This is a genomic window from Brachybacterium massiliense (assembly GCF_900184245.1).
Classification (GTDB): Bacteria; Actinomycetota; Actinomycetes; order Actinomycetales; family Dermabacteraceae; genus Brachybacterium; species Brachybacterium massiliense.
In genome coordinates this window covers 90,655-106,761 of record NZ_FXXB01000008.1, presented here as the reverse complement: position 1 = coordinate 106,761, position 16,107 = coordinate 90,655, and the positions used below count along the sequence as shown (strand labels likewise).

The following is a 16,107-nucleotide window of genomic DNA, read 5'->3' as shown; positions in this document are numbered from 1 at the left end:
CAGATCCTAGCCTCGGCCGGTGCCGGTTTGACGGGATTCACGTCCCGTCGGGGCCCTCGCTTCCCGGGATCATGGCCGGTCATGCGCCATGATGTCCCTCATGGCCCGATCACGCAGCACCAATCCGCCCGCCGGGGACGACGCGGTCGACGAGACGATCGTCGACATCGACGTCACCAGTGAGATGGAGTCGTCGTTCCTCGAGTACGCGTACTCCGTGATCTATTCGCGGGCGCTGCCCGATGCGCGCGACGGCCTCAAGCCCGTCCAGCGCCGCATCCTCTACATGATGGCCGAGATGGGGCTGCGCCCCGAGAAGGGCCACGTCAAGAGCCAGCGCGTGGTCGGCGAGGTGATGGGCAAGCTCCACCCGCACGGCGACACCGCGATCTACGACGCGCTGGTGCGCATGGCGCAGAGCTTCAACATGCGCCTGCCGCTCGTGGACGGGCACGGCAACTTCGGCTCCCTGGACAACGGTCCGGCGGCGGCCCGCTACACCGAGGCACGCCTGGCCAAGGCGGCGCTGCTGATGACGGACTCGCTGGACGAGGACGTCGCGGACATGGTCCCCAACTACGACAACCAGCTCACCCAGCCCGAGGTGCTGCCTGCGCAGTACCCGAACCTGCTGGTGAACGGCGCCTCCGGGATCGCGGTGGGCATGGCCACGAACATGGCGCCGCACAACCTGGTCGAGACCATCGCGGCCGCGCGCCACCTGATCGACCATCCGGACGCCGATCTCGAGGAGCTGATGCGCTTCGTGCCGGGCCCCGACCTGCCCACCGGCGGGCGGATCGTCGGCCTCGAAGGGGTGCGGGACGCGTACCGCACCGGTCGCGGCTCCTTCAAGATGCGGGCCACCACCCGGATCGAGAACATCACCTCCCGCCGCAAGGGCATCGTGGTCACGGAACTGCCCTACCAGGTGGGACCCGAGCGGCTGGCCGAGAAGCTGCGCGATGCGGTGCAGGCCAAGCGGGTCCAGGGCATCACCGACTACCAGGACCTCACCGACCGTCACCACGGCCTGCGCCTGGTGCTGACGATCAAGTCCGGCTTCGACCCCGAGGCGGTGCTGCAGCAGCTGTACAAGTACACGCCGCTCGAGGAGAACTTCGGCATCAACAACGTGGCGCTGGTGGACGGCCAGCCGCGCACGCTGGGCCTGAAGCAGCTGCTCGAGGTGTTCGTCGACCACCGCCTGAAGGTGGTGCGCCGCCGCACCGAGCACCGCCTTCGCAAGCGCACGGACCGGCTGCACCTGGTCGAGGGCCTGCTGCTGGCGATCGTGGACATCGACGAGGTCATCCAGATCGTGCGCAGCAGCGACGACGCCGAGACCGCACGCGCCAGGCTGATACAGGTCTTCGACCTCTCCGAGGTGCAGGCCGAGTACATCCTCGAGCTGCGCCTGCGCCGGCTGACGAAGTTCTCGCAGATCGACCTCGAGGCCGAGCGGGACGACCTGCGCCGCGAGATCGAGGCTCTTCAAGAGATCCTGGGCTCGGATCAGGTGCTGCGCGCCCTGGTCTCCGACGAGCTCGCCGCGGTGGCCGCCGAGCACGGCGACTCCCGCCGCACCGTGCTGCTGGAGGCCGCGGACAAGCCTGCTGTGAAGGCCGGCGCCTCCCTCGAGGTCGCCGACGAGCCCTGCCGCGTGCTGCTCACCGGGACGGGCCTGATCGCCCGCGTCGCCGGCGAGGAGCCGCTGCTGCGGGAGGGCCCGCGGGGCGCGCACGACGTGGTCGTCTCCCATGTGCGCTCGACGACCCGCTCGACCATCGGCGTGGTCACCGATCAGGGCCGGGTGCTGCGCCTGTCCGTGGTGGATCTGCCCTCGCTGGCCCCGACCGCGGGCGCGCCCTCGCTCGCCGGCGGAACGCGTCTGGCGGACCTGGTCGACCTCGAGCGCGAGGAGCGGGCGCTGGGCCTGATCCGGCTCGAGGAGGCGGACCTCGCCCGGGGCGGGGCGATCGCGCTGGGCACCCGCCAGGGCGTGGTCAAGCGCGTCCAGCTCGACTTCCCGAAGTCCGACGGTTTCGAGATCATCTCCCTCAAGGACGGCGACGCCGTGGTGGGAGTGGTGGACCTCGAGCAGGATGAGGACCTGGACCTGGTGTTCATCACCTCCGATGCGCAGCTGCTGCACTTCCCCTCCTCCGGAGTGCGGCCGCAGGGCCGCGGCGCCGGCGGCGTGGCGGGCATCAAGCTCGCCGACGGCGCCCGGGTGGTCTCCTTCGGGGTCATCGACGTCACCGCCCCGGCCGACGTGGTCACCGTGGCCGGCAGCTCCGCGACCCTCCCGCTGCTGCAGACCGGGTCGCTCAAGGTCTCCGCGCTCAGCGAGTTCCCGGCCAAGGGCCGCGCGACCGCGGGCATGCGCTGCCACCGTTTCCTGCGCGGTGAGGACGAGCTGATCGGTGCCTGGGTGACGCCCTATCCGGCACGTGCCTCCTCCGAGGCGGGGCAGCCGATCGACCTGCCCGAGCCGACGGGCCGACGCGACGGCTCCGGCACCCCGGTCGCCGTCCCGATCGCCGCGGTGGGCTGAGCATGTCCGGGGGCACGGGCGCCGAGCGGCTGACGACCGAGCGGTCCTCGCGCACCTGGTCCTCCCTCGCCTCTCGCACCGAGTCCCGCCACCTCCTGCTCGGCGGCGCCGGGGCGGTGCTCGGCGCACTGGTGGGGATCCTCGCCCTGCGCGGCACCGCCCCGCTGGCCGGCGCGGGCTCGATCGGGCAGGTGGCGGCGCTGGCCGTGCTCGGCTGCGGGACGGCGAAGGCGGCGCTCACGCTCTCGACCCAGACGCGACGCTCGATGCCGTGGCTCGGCGGCAGGCGCTGGTGGCGGCGGGCGCTGGACATCCTCGGTCTCGCGCTGATCCACGGCGTGCTGGGGCTGTTCCTCACCGGGGCGCTGTTCGGGGTGTTCCAGCAGGCTTTCCAGGGGGTCGCGCTGGACCGCCTGGCGGGCACCTTCTGGGTCGCGGCCGCATGCGGCACCGCCTGCTATGTCATCTCCGCCGCGGCCGCCTCCCTCACCGGACGGTCGCTGGCGACCCTGCTCGCGGTGTTCCTGACCGTGGGCGTGCTCGCGAGCGCGCTGAACTCTCAGGACCCGTGCGCCGAGGAGGACGCGGATGCGCAGGAGCGCCCCGTCCCGTCGTGACCCCTGCGCACCGCCGCAGCGGGGCGCGCTGGCCGATCGCGTCTCGGCAACAGGCTGCTCGTCCCGTTTCCGGCGCCGACGGGCGTGGGACGATATCGGCATGAACTCTGACGGCACCGCTGCCTCCCTTCCCACCCTCGAGCTGCCGGAGGGCGTCACCCTCGGCACCGCCCACGGCGTCGACGCGCTGCGGGTCGACACCCCCGCCGGCACGGCGGAGCTGCTCTTCGACGGCGCGCACCTGATCAGCTGGATCCCCACCGGTCACAGCGATCTGCTGTGGCTGAGCCCCGACTCCGCGTTCGGTGAGCGCGAGGCGGTGCGCGGCGGGATCCCGCTGGTGGGTCCCTGGTTCGGCCCCGGCCGCGACCTCGCGATGGAGGTCAAGCACGGCTGGCTGCGGAACCTGCGCTGGGATCTCGCGGCCGCCGAGCGCGAGGGCGAGGAGGTTGTGCTGACGCTGAGCACCCCCGAGGACGTGAAATCGCTGACGGCGACCGCCCGCTTCCGCTTCGGTGCCGAGCTCTCGGTGGATCTGACGATCACCGCCGGTCCCCGGTCGCTCGAGCTCGAGGCGGCGCTGCACACCTATCTCGCCGTCGGCGATGTGCGCGAGATCGAGATCCGGGGCCTCGAGGGCGCGGACCTCCTCGACAACACCCGCGGACTGGAACCGGATGTGATGCCGGAGCAGCCGCTGCGACTTGCCGGCTCGACCGACCGGGTCGTGGCCTCGAGCGCCGAGGTGACGCTCGTGGACGAGCGCCACGGCCGCCGCATCGTCTCGACCCCGCGCGGCACCTCCAAGACCGTGGTCTGGAACCCGTGGGACGAGCTCGTCACCGCGATGGCGGACATCCCCGATGCGGCGTGGCCCGAGTTCGTGTGCATCGAACCAGCCGTGGCCAAGGACGGCTTCGTGGCCCTCGCCCCCGGTGAGTCCCACACGATCGGCGTCACCTATCGTCTCGAGGCCTGAGCGCCGCCGCACGCCTCGACCGGGCCCGGTCCTCCCCTCGCGGGGAGGCCGGGCCTCTGTCATGTGCGCGCAGATCCCGCGCGGCACGGGTTAAATCAGTTGTGCCGTTCCGGGTGTCGGTGATCGACTGTCCTCATGGAGATGCCCACGACCCCGACCACGACCCCGGAGCACCAGGTGGCCTCGTCGTCCGGCCTCGCCGCATCCCCCGACCGGCACCACGGACCGTCCGTGGCCCAGCGCGCGGCCGGTGGGGGCCGCGGCACCGCCGATCACGCCGAGCCCATCGCCGGCTGACGGAGCACCCGCTCCCCCTCGCCGGGTGACACGCCCCGGCCCTGCACCGACACATCACGCCCCGCAGCACCCTCGCGCCGCGGCGGCACGCGCCTGCACGCCCTCGCGGACACCTGCTGTCCGCGCCGTGGAGGACCCTGATCATGACCGCACAGCGCTCCCTCAGGAGAACCCCTCATGTCCGCCCACGTCCTGACCGACGTCCCGCGCACCCCCACCACCGCCACCGCCGAACGCGCCCTGCGCCGCCTCGAGCAGCTCACCGACGACCGCGCCGTCGACACGCTGCTGAGCTCGTTCCTGGCCCGCCGCCGCGCGATGCGGAAGGCCCGTCACGAACAGGCCGCGAAACGCGCCCGGCAGGAGCACGAGGAGCTCGTGCAGCGCGCCCTGCTCGCGGCCGGCCTCGCCCATCTGCGGTGAGACTGCGCCAGCGCTCCTCCCCTCAGGCACCTCCCGCCGGCCGGTCTCCTCACGGGACCGGCCGCCGGGCTGCTGCCTCCGGTCAGCTGCCGCGCAGGTCGATGAGGACCAGCTCGCGCGGATTGTTGACCCGCACCCCGGCGATGCTGTTGCCGAGCCCGCGGCTGATCACCATCGTGGTCCCCTCCCGCTCGTGCACGCCCTCGCTGAGCACCGGAAACATCCCCTGGTGCGGGGCGTACACCCCGCCTGCTCCCGGGATGCGCACCTGACCGCCGTGCGCGTGCCCGGACAGCACCAGGTCCACGCCGGCGCCGAGATACTCCTCGAACAGCTCCGGTCGGTGCGCGAGCAGCACGACGGGGCGGTCGCCGGGCAGCGCGAGGCTCGCGAGCACCTCGACCGGATCCCGCGGTGTCAGGCCTCGGGCGGCGCGCACCCGCGGGTCGTCGATCCCTGCCACCGTCACCTCGGTCCCGCCCACCTCGAGCGTCACCGCCTCGTCGCGCAGCACCACCACGCCGACCGCCTCGAGCCCTCTGAGCAGTTCGTCGAGGACGGGCGAGTCAGCCTCGTGATTGCCGAGCACGACATAGGCGGGGGCGATCGCCTGCAGCTGCTCGGCCATCTCGAGCACGCTCTCGATGCGGGTGGTCCGATAGTCGACCAGGTCCCCCGTCAGCGCGATCAGATCCGGCTCCGCCTCCTGCACGGCGCTCAGCACCCGGGAGCGGAAGTCGCCGAAGTCCGCGGCATGCAGATCCGAGACCTGCGCGATGCGCAGTCCCTGCGCGCCCGCCGGAAGCGCCGCAGTGCTCACCTCGTACCGGGTGACATCCAGGCGCCGGTTGTCCCACAGCAGCCAGCCCCCGCCCAGCAGCAGCACCAGCAGCAGAGCGAGCGCGATCCGGAAGAGCCGGGCCCTCGGCGGGATCCGCGAGGAGGCATGCCGGTCCGCGACCGACAGCGCGGCGCTCACCGCACCGTGATCCCGTCGGCCGCCATCGCGGCCTTCGCCTCCCCGATCGTCATCTGCTGGAAGTGGAAGACGCTCGCGGCGAGCACCGCGTCCGCGCCCGCGTGCACCGCTGGCGGGAAGTCCTCGGGGGTGCCTGCCCCGCCCGAGGCGATCAGCGGCAGGTTCGTCGCCTCGCGCGCGAGACGGATCAGCTCGAGGTCGAAGCCCTGCTTGGTGCCGTCGGCATCCATCGAGTTCAGCAGGATCTCGCCGGCGCCCCGCTCGGTGACCTCACGGATCCAGGCGATCGCGTCGATGCCCGTGCCGCGGCGACCGCCGTGGGTGGTGACCTCGAAGCCGGAGCCGGAGCGGGCGGTGCCCTCGGGGGTGTCGTCGGTGACGCGGCGGGCGTCGATCGAGAGCACCAGCACCTGGTTCCCGAAGCGGCGGGAGATCTCGGAGATCACCTCGGGACGGGCGATCGCGGCGGTGTTGACCCCGCACTTGTCGGCGCCGGCGCGCAGCAGCTGGTCCACGTCCTGTGCGGAGCGCACCCCGCCGCCGACGGTCAGCGGGATGAAGATCTGCTCCGCGGCGGCGCGCACCACGTCGATCATCGTCTCGCGCCCGCCCGAGGAGGCGGTGACATCGAGGAAGGTCAGCTCGTCGGCGCCCTCGGCGCCGTAGCGGGCGGCGAGCTCGACCGGATCCCCCGCATCGCGGAGGTCCTTGAAGTTGACGCCCTTGACGACGCGGCCCGCGTCGACATCCAGGCACGGGATCACTCGGACGGCGACACTCATGCGTCGATCCTCTCCAGGTCGAGCTCTTCGGCTCCCTCGATGATGAACTGCTTGCGGGGTGCGACCTCGGAGCCCATCAGGAGCTCGAAGACGGCGCTGGCGGCCTCCGCGTCCTCGATGCGCACTCGGCGCAGGGTGCGATGGGCCGGATCCATGGTGGTGTCCGCGAGCTGATCGGCGTCCATCTCGCCCAGGCCCTTGTAGCGCTGGATCGGCTCCTTGTACTTCTTGCCGCGCCGCTCGAGGTTCTTCAGCAGCTTGTTCAGCTCCGCCTCGGAGTAGGTGTAGATCAGCTCGTTCTTCTTCTTGCCGCCGTGGATCACCTCGACCCGGTGCAGCGGTGGGACCGCGGCGTAGACGCGCCCGGCCTCGACCAGCGGGCGCATGTAGCGGTGGAAGAGGGTCAGCAGCAAAGTGCGGATGTGGGCACCGTCGACGTCGGCGTCGGTCATCATGATGATCTTGCCGTAGCGCGCGGCGTCGAGATCGAAGGTGCGGCCCGAGCCCGCGCCGATCACCTGGATGATCGCGGCGCACTCGGTGTTCTTGAGCATGTCCGTGACGGACGCCTTCTGGACGTTGAGGATCTTGCCGCGGATCGGCAGCAGGGCCTGGAACTCCGAGGAGCGGGCGTTCTTCGCGGTGCCGAGGGCGCTGTCGCCCTCGACGATGAAAAGCTCGGAGCGCTCCACGTCATGGGAGCGACAGTCGGCCAGCTTGGTGGGCATGGTCGAGGACTCCAGCGCGTTCTTGCGGCGCGAGACCTCCTTGTGCATGCGGGCGGCGATGCGCGCCCGCATCTCCGAGACCACCTTGTCGATGACCAGCGCCGCCTGCTCCTTCTCCCCCTTCGTGGTGGAGGTCAGGAAGGCGGTCAGGCGATCCTCGACCACCTTGGCGACGATCGCGCGGATCGCCGGGGTGCCGAGCACCTCCTTGGTCTGCCCCTCGAACTGCGGCTCGTCGATGCGCACGCTGACCACGGCGGTGAGCCCGGCCAGGGTGTCGTCCTTCTCGATCTTCTCGTTCTTGGCGTTGAACTTGACGCGGCGGGCGTGGTTCTCGACCTGCTTGCGCATGGTCTTCACCAGCGCCTGCTCGAAGCCGGTGAGGTGGGTGCCGCCCTTGGGGGTGGCGACGATGTTCACGAAGGAGCGCACGGTGGAGTCGAAGTCCGCGCCCCAGCGCAGGGCGATGTCCACCTCGCACGAGCGCTCGACGTCGGTGGAGACCATGTGTCCGTTCTTGTCGAGCACGGGGATGGTCTCGGTGTACTCGCCGGTGCCCTGCAGACGGACCACGTCGGTGATCTTCTGGTCCTGGGCGAGGTACTCGACGAACTCGCTGATCCCACCGTCGTACTTGTATACGCGCGAGGCCGGCTGGTCCGGGGAGGCCTCGGGCCGCAGGTCGGTGACGGTGAGCTTCAGCCCGGGCACAAGGAAGGCCGTCTGGCGGGAGCGGCGGTTGAGATCGTCGAGGGAGAAGTGGGAGCCCTTGACGAAGATCTGCGGATCGGCCCAGTAGCGCACCCGGGTGCCGGTCACGCCGCGCTTGGCCTTGCCGATCACGCGCAGCGCGTCCGGACCGGTCAGCGGGGTGAACTCGGAGTCCGGGGACGGCTCGTCGGCATCGGCGAACTGGCCGGGCTGGCCGCGCCGGAAGCTCATGGCGTAGACCTTGCCGCCGCGGTCCACCTCGACGTCCAGCCGGCCCGAGAGCGCGTTGACGACGCTCGCGCCCACGCCGTGCAGACCGCCCGAGGCGGCATAGGAACCGCCGCCGAACTTCCCGCCCGCATGCAGCTTGGTGTAGACCACCTCGACGCCGGTCAGGCCGGTGCGGGGCTCGACGTCCACCGGCACACCGCGGCCGGTGTCGCGCACCTCCACCGAGTGATCGGGGTGGAGGATCACCTCGATCGCGTCGCCGTAGCCGCCCAGGGCCTCGTCGACCGCGTTGTCGAGGATCTCCCAGAGGCAGTGCATGAGGCCCCGGGAATCCGTCGAGCCGATGTACATGCCGGGACGCTTCCGCACGGCCTCGAGGCCCTCGAGGACCTGGAGATTGCGGGCGTCATAGGCGGACTTCTTCGCAGCGCTGGTGGTGGACACCCCTCAGATCCTACGTGGCCGGGCCTCCTGATCCCGGCATTGGCCGGTGCCGCCCCGCTCACAGCCCCTTCACCCGCCCACCTGCGGGCGGTCCCGCTCACACCCCGTTGCGCCCCCAGCGAACCAGCGCTGTGGACACTCCCCCGAGGGTCGCTCGCGATGCTACAAATGACCCCATGAACCTCACTCTCGAAGCCCCCCGGCTCACGGCACACGACCGCTGCGACCGCTGCGGCGCTCAGGCGTACGTCAAGGTGCTCCTCGAAGCAGGCGGCGAACTCATGTTCTGCGCCCACCACGCGCGCGCCCACCAGGATGCGCTGCAGGGCGTCGCCGCCGAGGTCATCGACGAGACCGAGCGTCTCCACCTCAAGCCCGAGCCGGTCGAGGACTGACCGTTCCCCCACGACAGCGAAGGGCGCCCACCGCATGGTGGGCGCCCTTCGTCGTCCTCCGGATCGTCACCGGGCTCGAGCCTCCAACCTGCCGCGCTCAGCGCTCCGGCAGCGCGCCCTGCCCGAGCAGCTGTTCCTGGCCGAGCAGCTGCTCGGCGCGCATCGCGTACTCCACCCACCAGGTGCCGCGGCTCTCCCGGGGATCGCGCGCACCGGTGGCCCGGAATCCGAGGCGGCGATAGAGCTGCTGCGCCGCGAGGTTGGTGTCGTCCACGTCCAGACGCAGGTCCGGGCGTCCCAGCTCGATCGCAAGACGGGCAAGGGCGGTGAACAGGGGCCGCGAGATACCCTGCCCTCGCGCCTCGGGGCGCACCCAGAGCGAGACGATGTGCGCCCGATCCTCCGGGATCTCGTGCTCGGGCGTGTAGCCCTCCGGCAGCAGCGCGATCCCTCCGAGCACCGCCTCGCCGCGACGGGCCTGGAGGTGAATGCGGGGCCCTTCGATCTCCTGGCGCCAGTGCTGCTCGGTGCGCCGACGGGTCTCCTCGGGATCGGCCCAGAAGGCGTCGGGGTCGGCCTCGAGCATGTCCAGGCGCAGCGCACGGTGCGAGATCCAGTCCTCCGCACGGACGCGGTGGATCCTCAGCGGCGCACCGCAGGATGTGGCGGAGGGGGTGGTCATGCTGCGGTGTGCCCTTTCCTCGAGGGTGGTTGTCGGCAGGTCGCCATGTGCTGCGGAGTCGCCATGTGCTGCGGCGCCGCCTTGTCCTCGGACGCACCGCGGGCCCGGTTCCGAGGGAGCCGGGCCCGCTGGCGGCGAAGGATTCTCGCTCTCGGGATCAGTCGAGGTAGTCGCGCAGCACCTGCGAGCGCGAGGGGTGGCGCAGCTTCGACATCGTCTTCGACTCGATCTGGCGGATCCGCTCACGGGTCACGCCGTAGACCTTGCCGATCTCGTCGAGGGTCTTGGGCTGGCCGTCCTCGAGACCGAAGCGCATGGAGACCACGCCGGCCTCGCGCTCGGAGAGGGTGTCCAGCACCGAGTGCAGCTGCTCCTGCAGGAGGGTGAAGCTCACCGCATCGGCCGGGACGACGGCCTCGGAGTCCTCGATCAGGTCGCCGAACTCGCTGTCGCCGTCCTCGCCCAGCGGGGTGTGCAGGGAGATCGGCTCGCGGCCGTACTTCTGGACCTCGACGACCTTCTCGGGCGTCATGTCCAGCTCCTTGGCCAGCTCCTCCGGGGTGGGCTCGCGGCCCAGGTCCTGCAGCATCTGCCGCTGCACGCGGGCGAGCTTGTTGATGACCTCGACCATGTGCACGGGGATGCGGATGGTGCGGGCCTGATCGGCCATGGCGCGGGTGATCGCCTGACGGATCCACCAGGTGGCGTAGGTGGAGAACTTGTAGCCCTTGGCGTAGTCGAACTTCTCGACCGCGCGGATCAGGCCCAGGTTGCCCTCCTGGATCAGGTCCAGGAAGAGCATGCCGCGGCCGGTGTAGCGCTTGGCCAGGGAGACCACCAGGCGGAGGTTCGCCTCGAGCAGGTGGTCCTTGGCGGCGCGGCCGTCCTGGGCGATGATCGCCAGCTCACGCCCGGCCTTGGTCTTGGCGATCGACTCGTCCGCCTTGAGCTTCTGCTCGGCGTAGAGGCCAGCCTCGATGCGCTCGGCGAGCTCGACCTCCTGCGCGGCGTTCAGCAGCGCGACCTTGCCGATCTGCTTGAGGTAGTCCTTGACCGGATCCGCGGTGGCGCCGGCGGTGACGACCTGCTGCGCCGGGGCGTCGTCCTCGGCGGCGTTGTAGACGAAGCCGCCGGACTCCTCGACCTTCGAATCGGTCGCGGACTTCGCGGTCGCGGACTCGGACTCGGACTCCTCAGCATCGTCCTCGGAGTCGGTCGGGGCGTCCTTCGGCTCCTCCGCATCCTTGGACGCGGCGGTCTTGCGGGTGCGCGTCTTGGCCGCGGTCTTCTTGGCCGCAGGCTTCTTGGTCGCGGCCTTCTTCGCGGTGGTCTTCTCCGCGGGGGTCTCGTCCACCTCGGCGGCGGTCTCGACGACGTCTGCTTCGGTGGTGGCGGCGGTCTCCGCCGCCGTCGCGGCGCCCTTGGTGCGCTTCGTGGGGGCGGTCTCAGCAGTACTGGAGGAGGTCACAGAGTTCCTTCTTCCGGCGGCGGCCCGGCGTGGGGCGGTCCGCCACACTCGGGCGATCGGTCTTCTCGGCGCGGCTCGCGGTCTCCGCTCCGTGTCGTCTCCCGGTCTCCACCGGTTTCACGGCGCACGAACGCACGGTGCCGTCAAGCCTGTCGAGTATAACGCTGTGCGGAAGGGTTTATTCCCATGCTGTCCCCGCACTCGGGAACGGGGACTACTCCCCGCCGCTCTCGTCCTTCACGGCGAGCACCGGGCAGGGGGCGCCGAGCACGACCCTGCGGGCGGAGGCGCCGAGGTTCAGCTTGCCGATCGGAGGCTTGCGGCGCAGACCGATGATGACCAGGCTCGCATCCACCTCGTCGACCACCGTGAGGATGAACTCGCCGATGTCGCGCTCGGAGCTGCTGTGGACGGTGAGCTGTGCGGGCTCCTCACCGAGGGCGCGCAGCTCCGCCCGCACCTCGTCCTCCGAGGCGGAGGTCACTCCGCGCTCGGGATCGTTGTACTGGTGGGAGGCGATGGCCAGCCCCTCCCCCGTGCGAGCGCCGTAGCGGAGTGCGGCGCTGAGCGCGGCCCGCCCCTGGCCTGACGGGGAGTACCCCACGACGATGGTCATTCGACGTCTCCTCCCTCTGCGGCGATGCTGCGGCGCAGCAGCACCGGCCGGACCAGCTTAGTCGTCCAGCAGGGTGCCGATCCACTCCTCGAGTCCCGGATGCGCCAGCAGGAAGGCGTCGTGCCCGATCGGGGAGGCTGCCACATGCCACTGCGAGTGCGGGGCGTGCTCGGCCACCTCGTGGACGAGATCCGGAGGGAACAGCCGATCGGAGTCGATCGCGACGGCGAGCGTGCGCGCCCTGATCCGTCCCAGCGCCGCGGCGACGCCGCCGCGGTCGCGGCCCACGTCATGGGTGCTCATGGTGCGGGCGAGGGTGATGTAGGAGTTGGCGTCGAAGCGCCGTGCGAGCTTGACCGCGTGGTGGTCGAGATAGCTGGTGACCTGGTGACGACCTTCCCCGTCATGCGGGTCCTCGTGCCCCTGGGGACGATTGCCGAAGCGGGTCTCGAGCTCGTCGGCGGTGCGATAGGTGGTGTGCGCGATGCGGCGGGCGATGCCCAGTCCCAGGTGGGGCCCGATCCCATCCTCCTGGTCGTAGTAGTCGCCGCCCAGGAAGCGGGGATCCAGCTGGATCGCGGAGATCTGGGCGTTGTTCCAGGCGATCTGATCGGCGGTGGCGCGCGCGGAGGATGCGATCACGGCCAGACGCTCGACCTCCTCGGGATGCGAGACGCCCCATTCGAGGGCGCGCATCCCGCCCATGGAGCCGCCGATCACGAGCGCCCAGCGGTCGATGCCGAGCTGCTCGCGCAGGCGACGTTCGGCGGCGACCTGGTCCCGCGTGGTCAGCACCGGGAACCGGGAGCCGTAGGCGCGGCCGTCGGGCGCAAGGCTGCTCGGCCCCGTCGATCCCTGGCAGCCGCCCAGCACGTTGGGGGCGATGACGTGGTAGCGGTCGGTGTCGATCGGGCGGCCGGGGCCGACCATCTCCTCCCACCAGCCCGGGCTGGGATGGGAGCCGCCTGCGGCGCCGCGCACGTGGGAGTCGCCGGTGAGCGCATGGAGGACGAGCACGGCGTTGCCACGGTCCTCATCGAGCTCGCCCCAGGTCTCGTAGGCGAGCGTGACGTCCTCGAGCACGGTGCCGCTCTCGAGGGCGAGCGGTCCCAGCGACTTGAAGAGCCGGTCCCCCGGGCCCAGCTCGGGTCGCCACGCACCGGTGATGGCACGGAAGTCCGTGGGCGTCGGCTCGTGGTGCGTCCCCGTGCCCTCGGCGGCGGGGTCCGCGCCGACGCTCCGGCGCTCTCCGAGGATGGTCATCGGTGCACTGCTCCTTCGATGCCTCTGCTGTGCTGCGCGATGTCCCCGGCGGTTCAGGCCCTGGGCCACCACGCAGGGAAGATCGGCGTGTCGGTCATCCGTGAGAGCAAGGGTGCCAGAGTCGACTCCGGTTCCCGCTCCCGGATCTCGTCCACGAGATGGCCGGCCGTCGCGAACCGGTGGTTCCACCATGCCAGGAGCACCAGCAGAGCGGTCAGCGCACGCCAGGCGGAACGAGCGGTGCCGAGCTCGGCCGGAGATGCCGCCTCGCAGGCCGCCGCAGCGATGCCCCGCAGCTTCTCGAGCGCCGTGTACCAGCTCCCACCTGCACAGACGTCCTCATGCGGGATGAGCTCGGCGTCGGAGACCAGGGCCTGCAGCAGCGTCTCCCTCTCCACCTCGCGGTCCGTGCCGTGCTCGACGCACTGCGCCAGCAGCTCCCAGTGCAGGCGATCCACGGCGACGGCGGAGAGCAGCGACGCGAGCTGTTCACATTTCGTCATCCTCGACGTCTCGGAGAGCTCCGCCGCGCCGGCCAGCAGGTGCTCGAGCGACTCCCTGGCAGCGGCGAACAGCTCTCCGGGGTCCGCGCCGGAGGCGAGGTCCACGGCGCGCAGACGCAGGCTGCGCCCGATCTCGGCGAGCGCCGGGTCCTCCTGCTCGAGGTACGGGATGGGCCGGCCGGTCAGGACCGCACCGGCCGCGGCGCGGGTGTCGCTGAACGCCCGCAGCGGCTCGAGCGCGAACAGGCGCGGCCGGCCTCCCCCGGGGCGGTCCTCGAGCTCCCAGCAGGTGGCGGAGGCGGCTCCGCGCACGGACAGCAGGCCGGGCAGTGCCCCTGCGAAGACCTCCTTCGCCGCATCGTGCACGAGTGCTCCGGCGCGCAGCAGGAGGTTCTCGACGACCGGCTCGAGCAGCACCTGGTATCCGTCGCCGATGACGATCAGCGCATGCAGGGCGCCCGCACCCCGCTCCTGCATCAGCGCGAGGTGGCGCTGCAGATGCTCGGCGCCGTGCGGGGCGAGCAGGTCCCGCAGGCTGGAGCGGGTGACCATGGCGGGAGAATGCAGGCCGCCGGTCCCGGCGAGGATCAGACAGTCGGTGGGAGTCTCGCGCAGGCACAGCCGCGCCTCGGCGAGGAGCTCGGCGGGATCATGGACATCGACGTGGTGGCGGCCGCGGCCGGCAGGGCTGAGGTTCGTGGTCATGTCTGAGACCCTCACCGATCCGCGCGGGCGGCGGGCGGGAGGCGGCCGAGATGGGGACGGAGCACCGCTGTGGAGGAACCGTGGGACGGCAGGAGCCGGTCAGCTGCGCGTGGGAGGATCTGGGGGTCAGCACGAATGCTCCCCCGCTCCGCCACCCCGTCCGATGACCGCCTGCACGCACTCGATGCGCACTTCGTCACCCAGGTCGACGCGGTCACCCGCCGCGAGCTCGCGGCCCATCGGCGCCGGCTCGAGGAGATCTCGCCGGAGACCGGTGCGCTGGTGGAGATGCTCGCGTCCTATCTCGAGGGCGGGAAGCTGCTGCGCCCTCGCTTCTGCTTCTGGGCGGGGGTGGCCGCGCTCGGTCGCGAGCCCGAGGCGGCGGAGGTCGAGGCGCTCGCCCGCTACGGCGCCTCGATCGAGCTGATCCAGGCGGCGGCGCTGATGCATGACGATGTCATCGACCATTCGCCGATGCGTCGCGGCCGCCCGGCGCTGCACGTGCGCGCGGCGCAGCAGCATCATCAAGAGGCGCTGTTCGGCTCCTCGGAGGATTTCGGCATCGCGACCGCGATCGTGCTGGGCGACCTCGCGCTGAGCTGGGGCGAGCAGATGGCCGGCGCGGTGCAGAGGGATCCTGCGCCGACGCTGCGTGCACGCACCGAGTTCGACGCGCTGCGCACCGAGGTGATGTCAGGCCAGTACCTCGACATCCTTCACCAGGCGGGCGGCTACGCCTCCTCCCCCGATCCCGAGCGGGCCGCACTGTCGGTGATCCGTTGGAAGACGGTCCCCTACACGGTGCTGCGGCCGGTGCGGATCGGTGCCGCGCTGATGGGAGCCGAGGATGCCGACCTCGAGACGCTCTCCGCCTGGGCCATCGAGGTGGGCACCGCGTTCCAGCTGCGCGATGACCTGCTCAGCGTGATCGGCGACCAGGACGAGACCGGCAAGCCGATCGGCGGGGACATCGTCGAGGGCAAGCGGACAGTGCTGCTGGCCCGCACCGAGAAGGCCGCCGACGCCGAGGGTCGGGCGCTGCTGGAGTCCGTCATCGGCGACGGCGAGTCGACGGAGGAGGGGATCTCCGCCGTGCACGAGCTGATGGTCGCCACCGGCGCGGTGGCCTCGGTGGCGCGGGAGGTCCGGGACCGCGCGGGCAGGGGCCGTCAGCTGCTGGAGTCCGCCCCGACTCTCGGCACCCTCGGGCGGGCCGGGCTCGGCGCCCTCGCCGAGTTCGCCACCGAGGTGGAGTCGCTGCCCGCCTGAGCGGGTGCTCCCGGACCGCTCAGAGAGCGAGCGCGAGCGCTCGCCGGCGCACCTCGCCGCGCTGGCCGCGGCGCAGATGGTCGATCGGGCGTCCGGGCAGGGACTCGTCCTCGGTGAAGAGCCAGGCGAGCATCTCCTCGTCCTCGAAGCCGCCGTCGCGCAGGATCGTGATGGTACCGCCGAGGTGCGGGGTGAGCGCCTGCTCGGTGAGCATCAGGGCGGGGACCACCCGCACCACGGGATCGCCGCGGCGCACGGCCAGCAGCTGATCCTCCTCGATCAGGCGCCGTACGCGCGAGACCTCCACGTCCAGTCGCTCTGCGACGTCGGGGAGGGTGAGCCAGTCGGTGATGAGTGCGTCGAGGTCGTTCACGGCACCAGGGTGCCACGCGCGGTGTCCCGGCGCACCTTCTCCGGAACGCTCAGAGGGTGGCGCCGCCCACGTGTGACGGCACTGC

Annotated in this window: 15 protein-coding genes and 1 pseudogene; 7 read left to right on the top strand and 9 right to left on the bottom strand. The window is 71.3% G+C overall.

What is annotated here, in order from left to right:
- The first annotated feature begins 100 nt into the window (after positions 1–100).
- The 5 genes from BN4251_RS10450 (at position 101) to BN4251_RS10435 (ending at position 4,873) form a co-directional block, all read left to right on the top strand.
- Positions 101–2,557 carry a DNA gyrase/topoisomerase IV subunit A gene (locus tag BN4251_RS10450; RefSeq protein WP_170931934.1) on the top strand — a complete coding sequence of 819 codons (2,457 nt, stop codon included), beginning with the start codon at positions 101–103 and terminating at the stop codon, positions 2,555–2,557.
- Positions 2,558–2,559: 2 nt separating this feature from the next.
- On the top strand, positions 2,560–3,174 hold the full coding sequence (locus tag BN4251_RS10445) for a hypothetical protein (protein WP_212647611.1): 615 nt from the start codon (positions 2,560–2,562) through the stop codon (positions 3,172–3,174).
- 100 nt (positions 3,175–3,274) lie between these two features.
- Complete coding sequence (locus tag BN4251_RS10440; protein WP_087485061.1) at positions 3,275–4,153, top strand: D-hexose-6-phosphate mutarotase; 879 nt, start codon at positions 3,275–3,277, stop codon at positions 4,151–4,153.
- Between the two features lie 141 nt (positions 4,154–4,294).
- Positions 4,295–4,450 (top strand): hypothetical protein, encoded by a 156-nt coding sequence (locus BN4251_RS18320; RefSeq protein ID WP_170931933.1) that lies wholly within the window; start codon positions 4,295–4,297, stop codon positions 4,448–4,450.
- 177 nt (positions 4,451–4,627) lie between these two features.
- Positions 4,628–4,873: a hypothetical protein gene (locus tag BN4251_RS10435; protein WP_087485060.1), complete on the top strand. Its 246-nt coding sequence runs from the start codon at positions 4,628–4,630 to the stop codon at positions 4,871–4,873.
- Between the two features lie 82 nt (positions 4,874–4,955).
- Here the strand turns inward: BN4251_RS10435 and BN4251_RS10430 are convergent, their stop codons facing one another.
- From BN4251_RS10430 to BN4251_RS10420, 3 genes are read right to left on the bottom strand one after another with little or no spacing between them, the layout of a single operon-like run.
- Complete coding sequence (locus tag BN4251_RS10430; protein WP_087485059.1) at positions 4,956–5,852, bottom strand: metallophosphoesterase; 897 nt, start codon at positions 5,850–5,852, stop codon at positions 4,956–4,958.
- The gene (gene hisF, locus BN4251_RS10425) at positions 5,849–6,634 is read right to left on the bottom strand and encodes an imidazole glycerol phosphate synthase subunit HisF (protein ID WP_087485058.1); all 786 of its coding nucleotides are present in this window, start codon (positions 6,632–6,634) and stop codon (positions 5,849–5,851) included. Before hisF ends, BN4251_RS10430 begins: the two co-directional genes overlap by 4 nt.
- Complete coding sequence (locus BN4251_RS10420) at positions 6,631–8,748, bottom strand: DNA gyrase/topoisomerase IV subunit B (RefSeq protein ID WP_087485057.1); 2,118 nt, start codon at positions 8,746–8,748, stop codon at positions 6,631–6,633. Before BN4251_RS10420 ends, hisF begins: the two co-directional genes overlap by 4 nt.
- A 176-nt stretch (positions 8,749–8,924) precedes the next feature.
- On the opposite strand from BN4251_RS10420, the gene BN4251_RS10415 reads away from it, so the two are divergent.
- Positions 8,925–9,143, top strand: a complete 219-nt coding sequence (locus BN4251_RS10415; RefSeq protein WP_087485056.1) for a DUF7455 domain-containing protein — start codon at positions 8,925–8,927, stop codon at positions 9,141–9,143.
- A gap of 97 nt (positions 9,144–9,240) precedes the next feature.
- Here BN4251_RS10415 and BN4251_RS10410 read toward each other — a convergent pair whose 3' ends face one another.
- From BN4251_RS10410 to BN4251_RS10390, 5 genes and pseudogenes are all read right to left on the bottom strand, one after another.
- Positions 9,241–9,825, bottom strand: a complete 585-nt coding sequence (locus BN4251_RS10410; protein WP_087485055.1) for a GNAT family N-acetyltransferase — start codon at positions 9,823–9,825, stop codon at positions 9,241–9,243.
- A gap of 157 nt (positions 9,826–9,982) precedes the next feature.
- Positions 9,983–11,386 (bottom strand): annotated as a pseudogene (locus BN4251_RS10405) (RNA polymerase sigma factor); the annotation flags it as partial.
- Positions 11,387–11,507: 121 nt separating this feature from the next.
- A complete protein-coding gene (locus tag BN4251_RS10400) occupies positions 11,508–11,909 on the bottom strand; it encodes a universal stress protein (RefSeq protein WP_087485053.1) in 402 nt (133 codons plus the stop codon).
- A 57-nt stretch (positions 11,910–11,966) separates the two neighbouring features.
- Positions 11,967–13,172 carry a homoserine O-acetyltransferase MetX gene (metX, locus tag BN4251_RS10395; protein ID WP_087485052.1) on the bottom strand — a complete coding sequence of 402 codons (1,206 nt, stop codon included), beginning with the start codon at positions 13,170–13,172 and terminating at the stop codon, positions 11,967–11,969.
- A 53-nt stretch (positions 13,173–13,225) separates the two neighbouring features.
- Complete coding sequence (locus tag BN4251_RS10390; RefSeq protein ID WP_087485051.1) at positions 13,226–14,380, bottom strand: hypothetical protein; 1,155 nt, start codon at positions 14,378–14,380, stop codon at positions 13,226–13,228.
- Positions 14,381–14,515: 135 nt separating this feature from the next.
- On the opposite strand from BN4251_RS10390, the gene BN4251_RS10385 reads away from it, so the two are divergent.
- The gene (locus tag BN4251_RS10385) at positions 14,516–15,649 is read left to right on the top strand and encodes a polyprenyl synthetase family protein (protein ID WP_087485050.1); all 1,134 of its coding nucleotides are present in this window, start codon (positions 14,516–14,518) and stop codon (positions 15,647–15,649) included.
- A gap of 19 nt (positions 15,650–15,668) precedes the next feature.
- Here BN4251_RS10385 and BN4251_RS10380 read toward each other — a convergent pair whose 3' ends face one another.
- Positions 15,669–16,022, bottom strand: coding sequence for an Rv2175c family DNA-binding protein (locus BN4251_RS10380; RefSeq protein ID WP_087485049.1), 354 nt, complete (start codon positions 16,020–16,022; stop codon positions 15,669–15,671).
- Between the last annotated feature and the right edge of the window lie 85 nt (positions 16,023–16,107).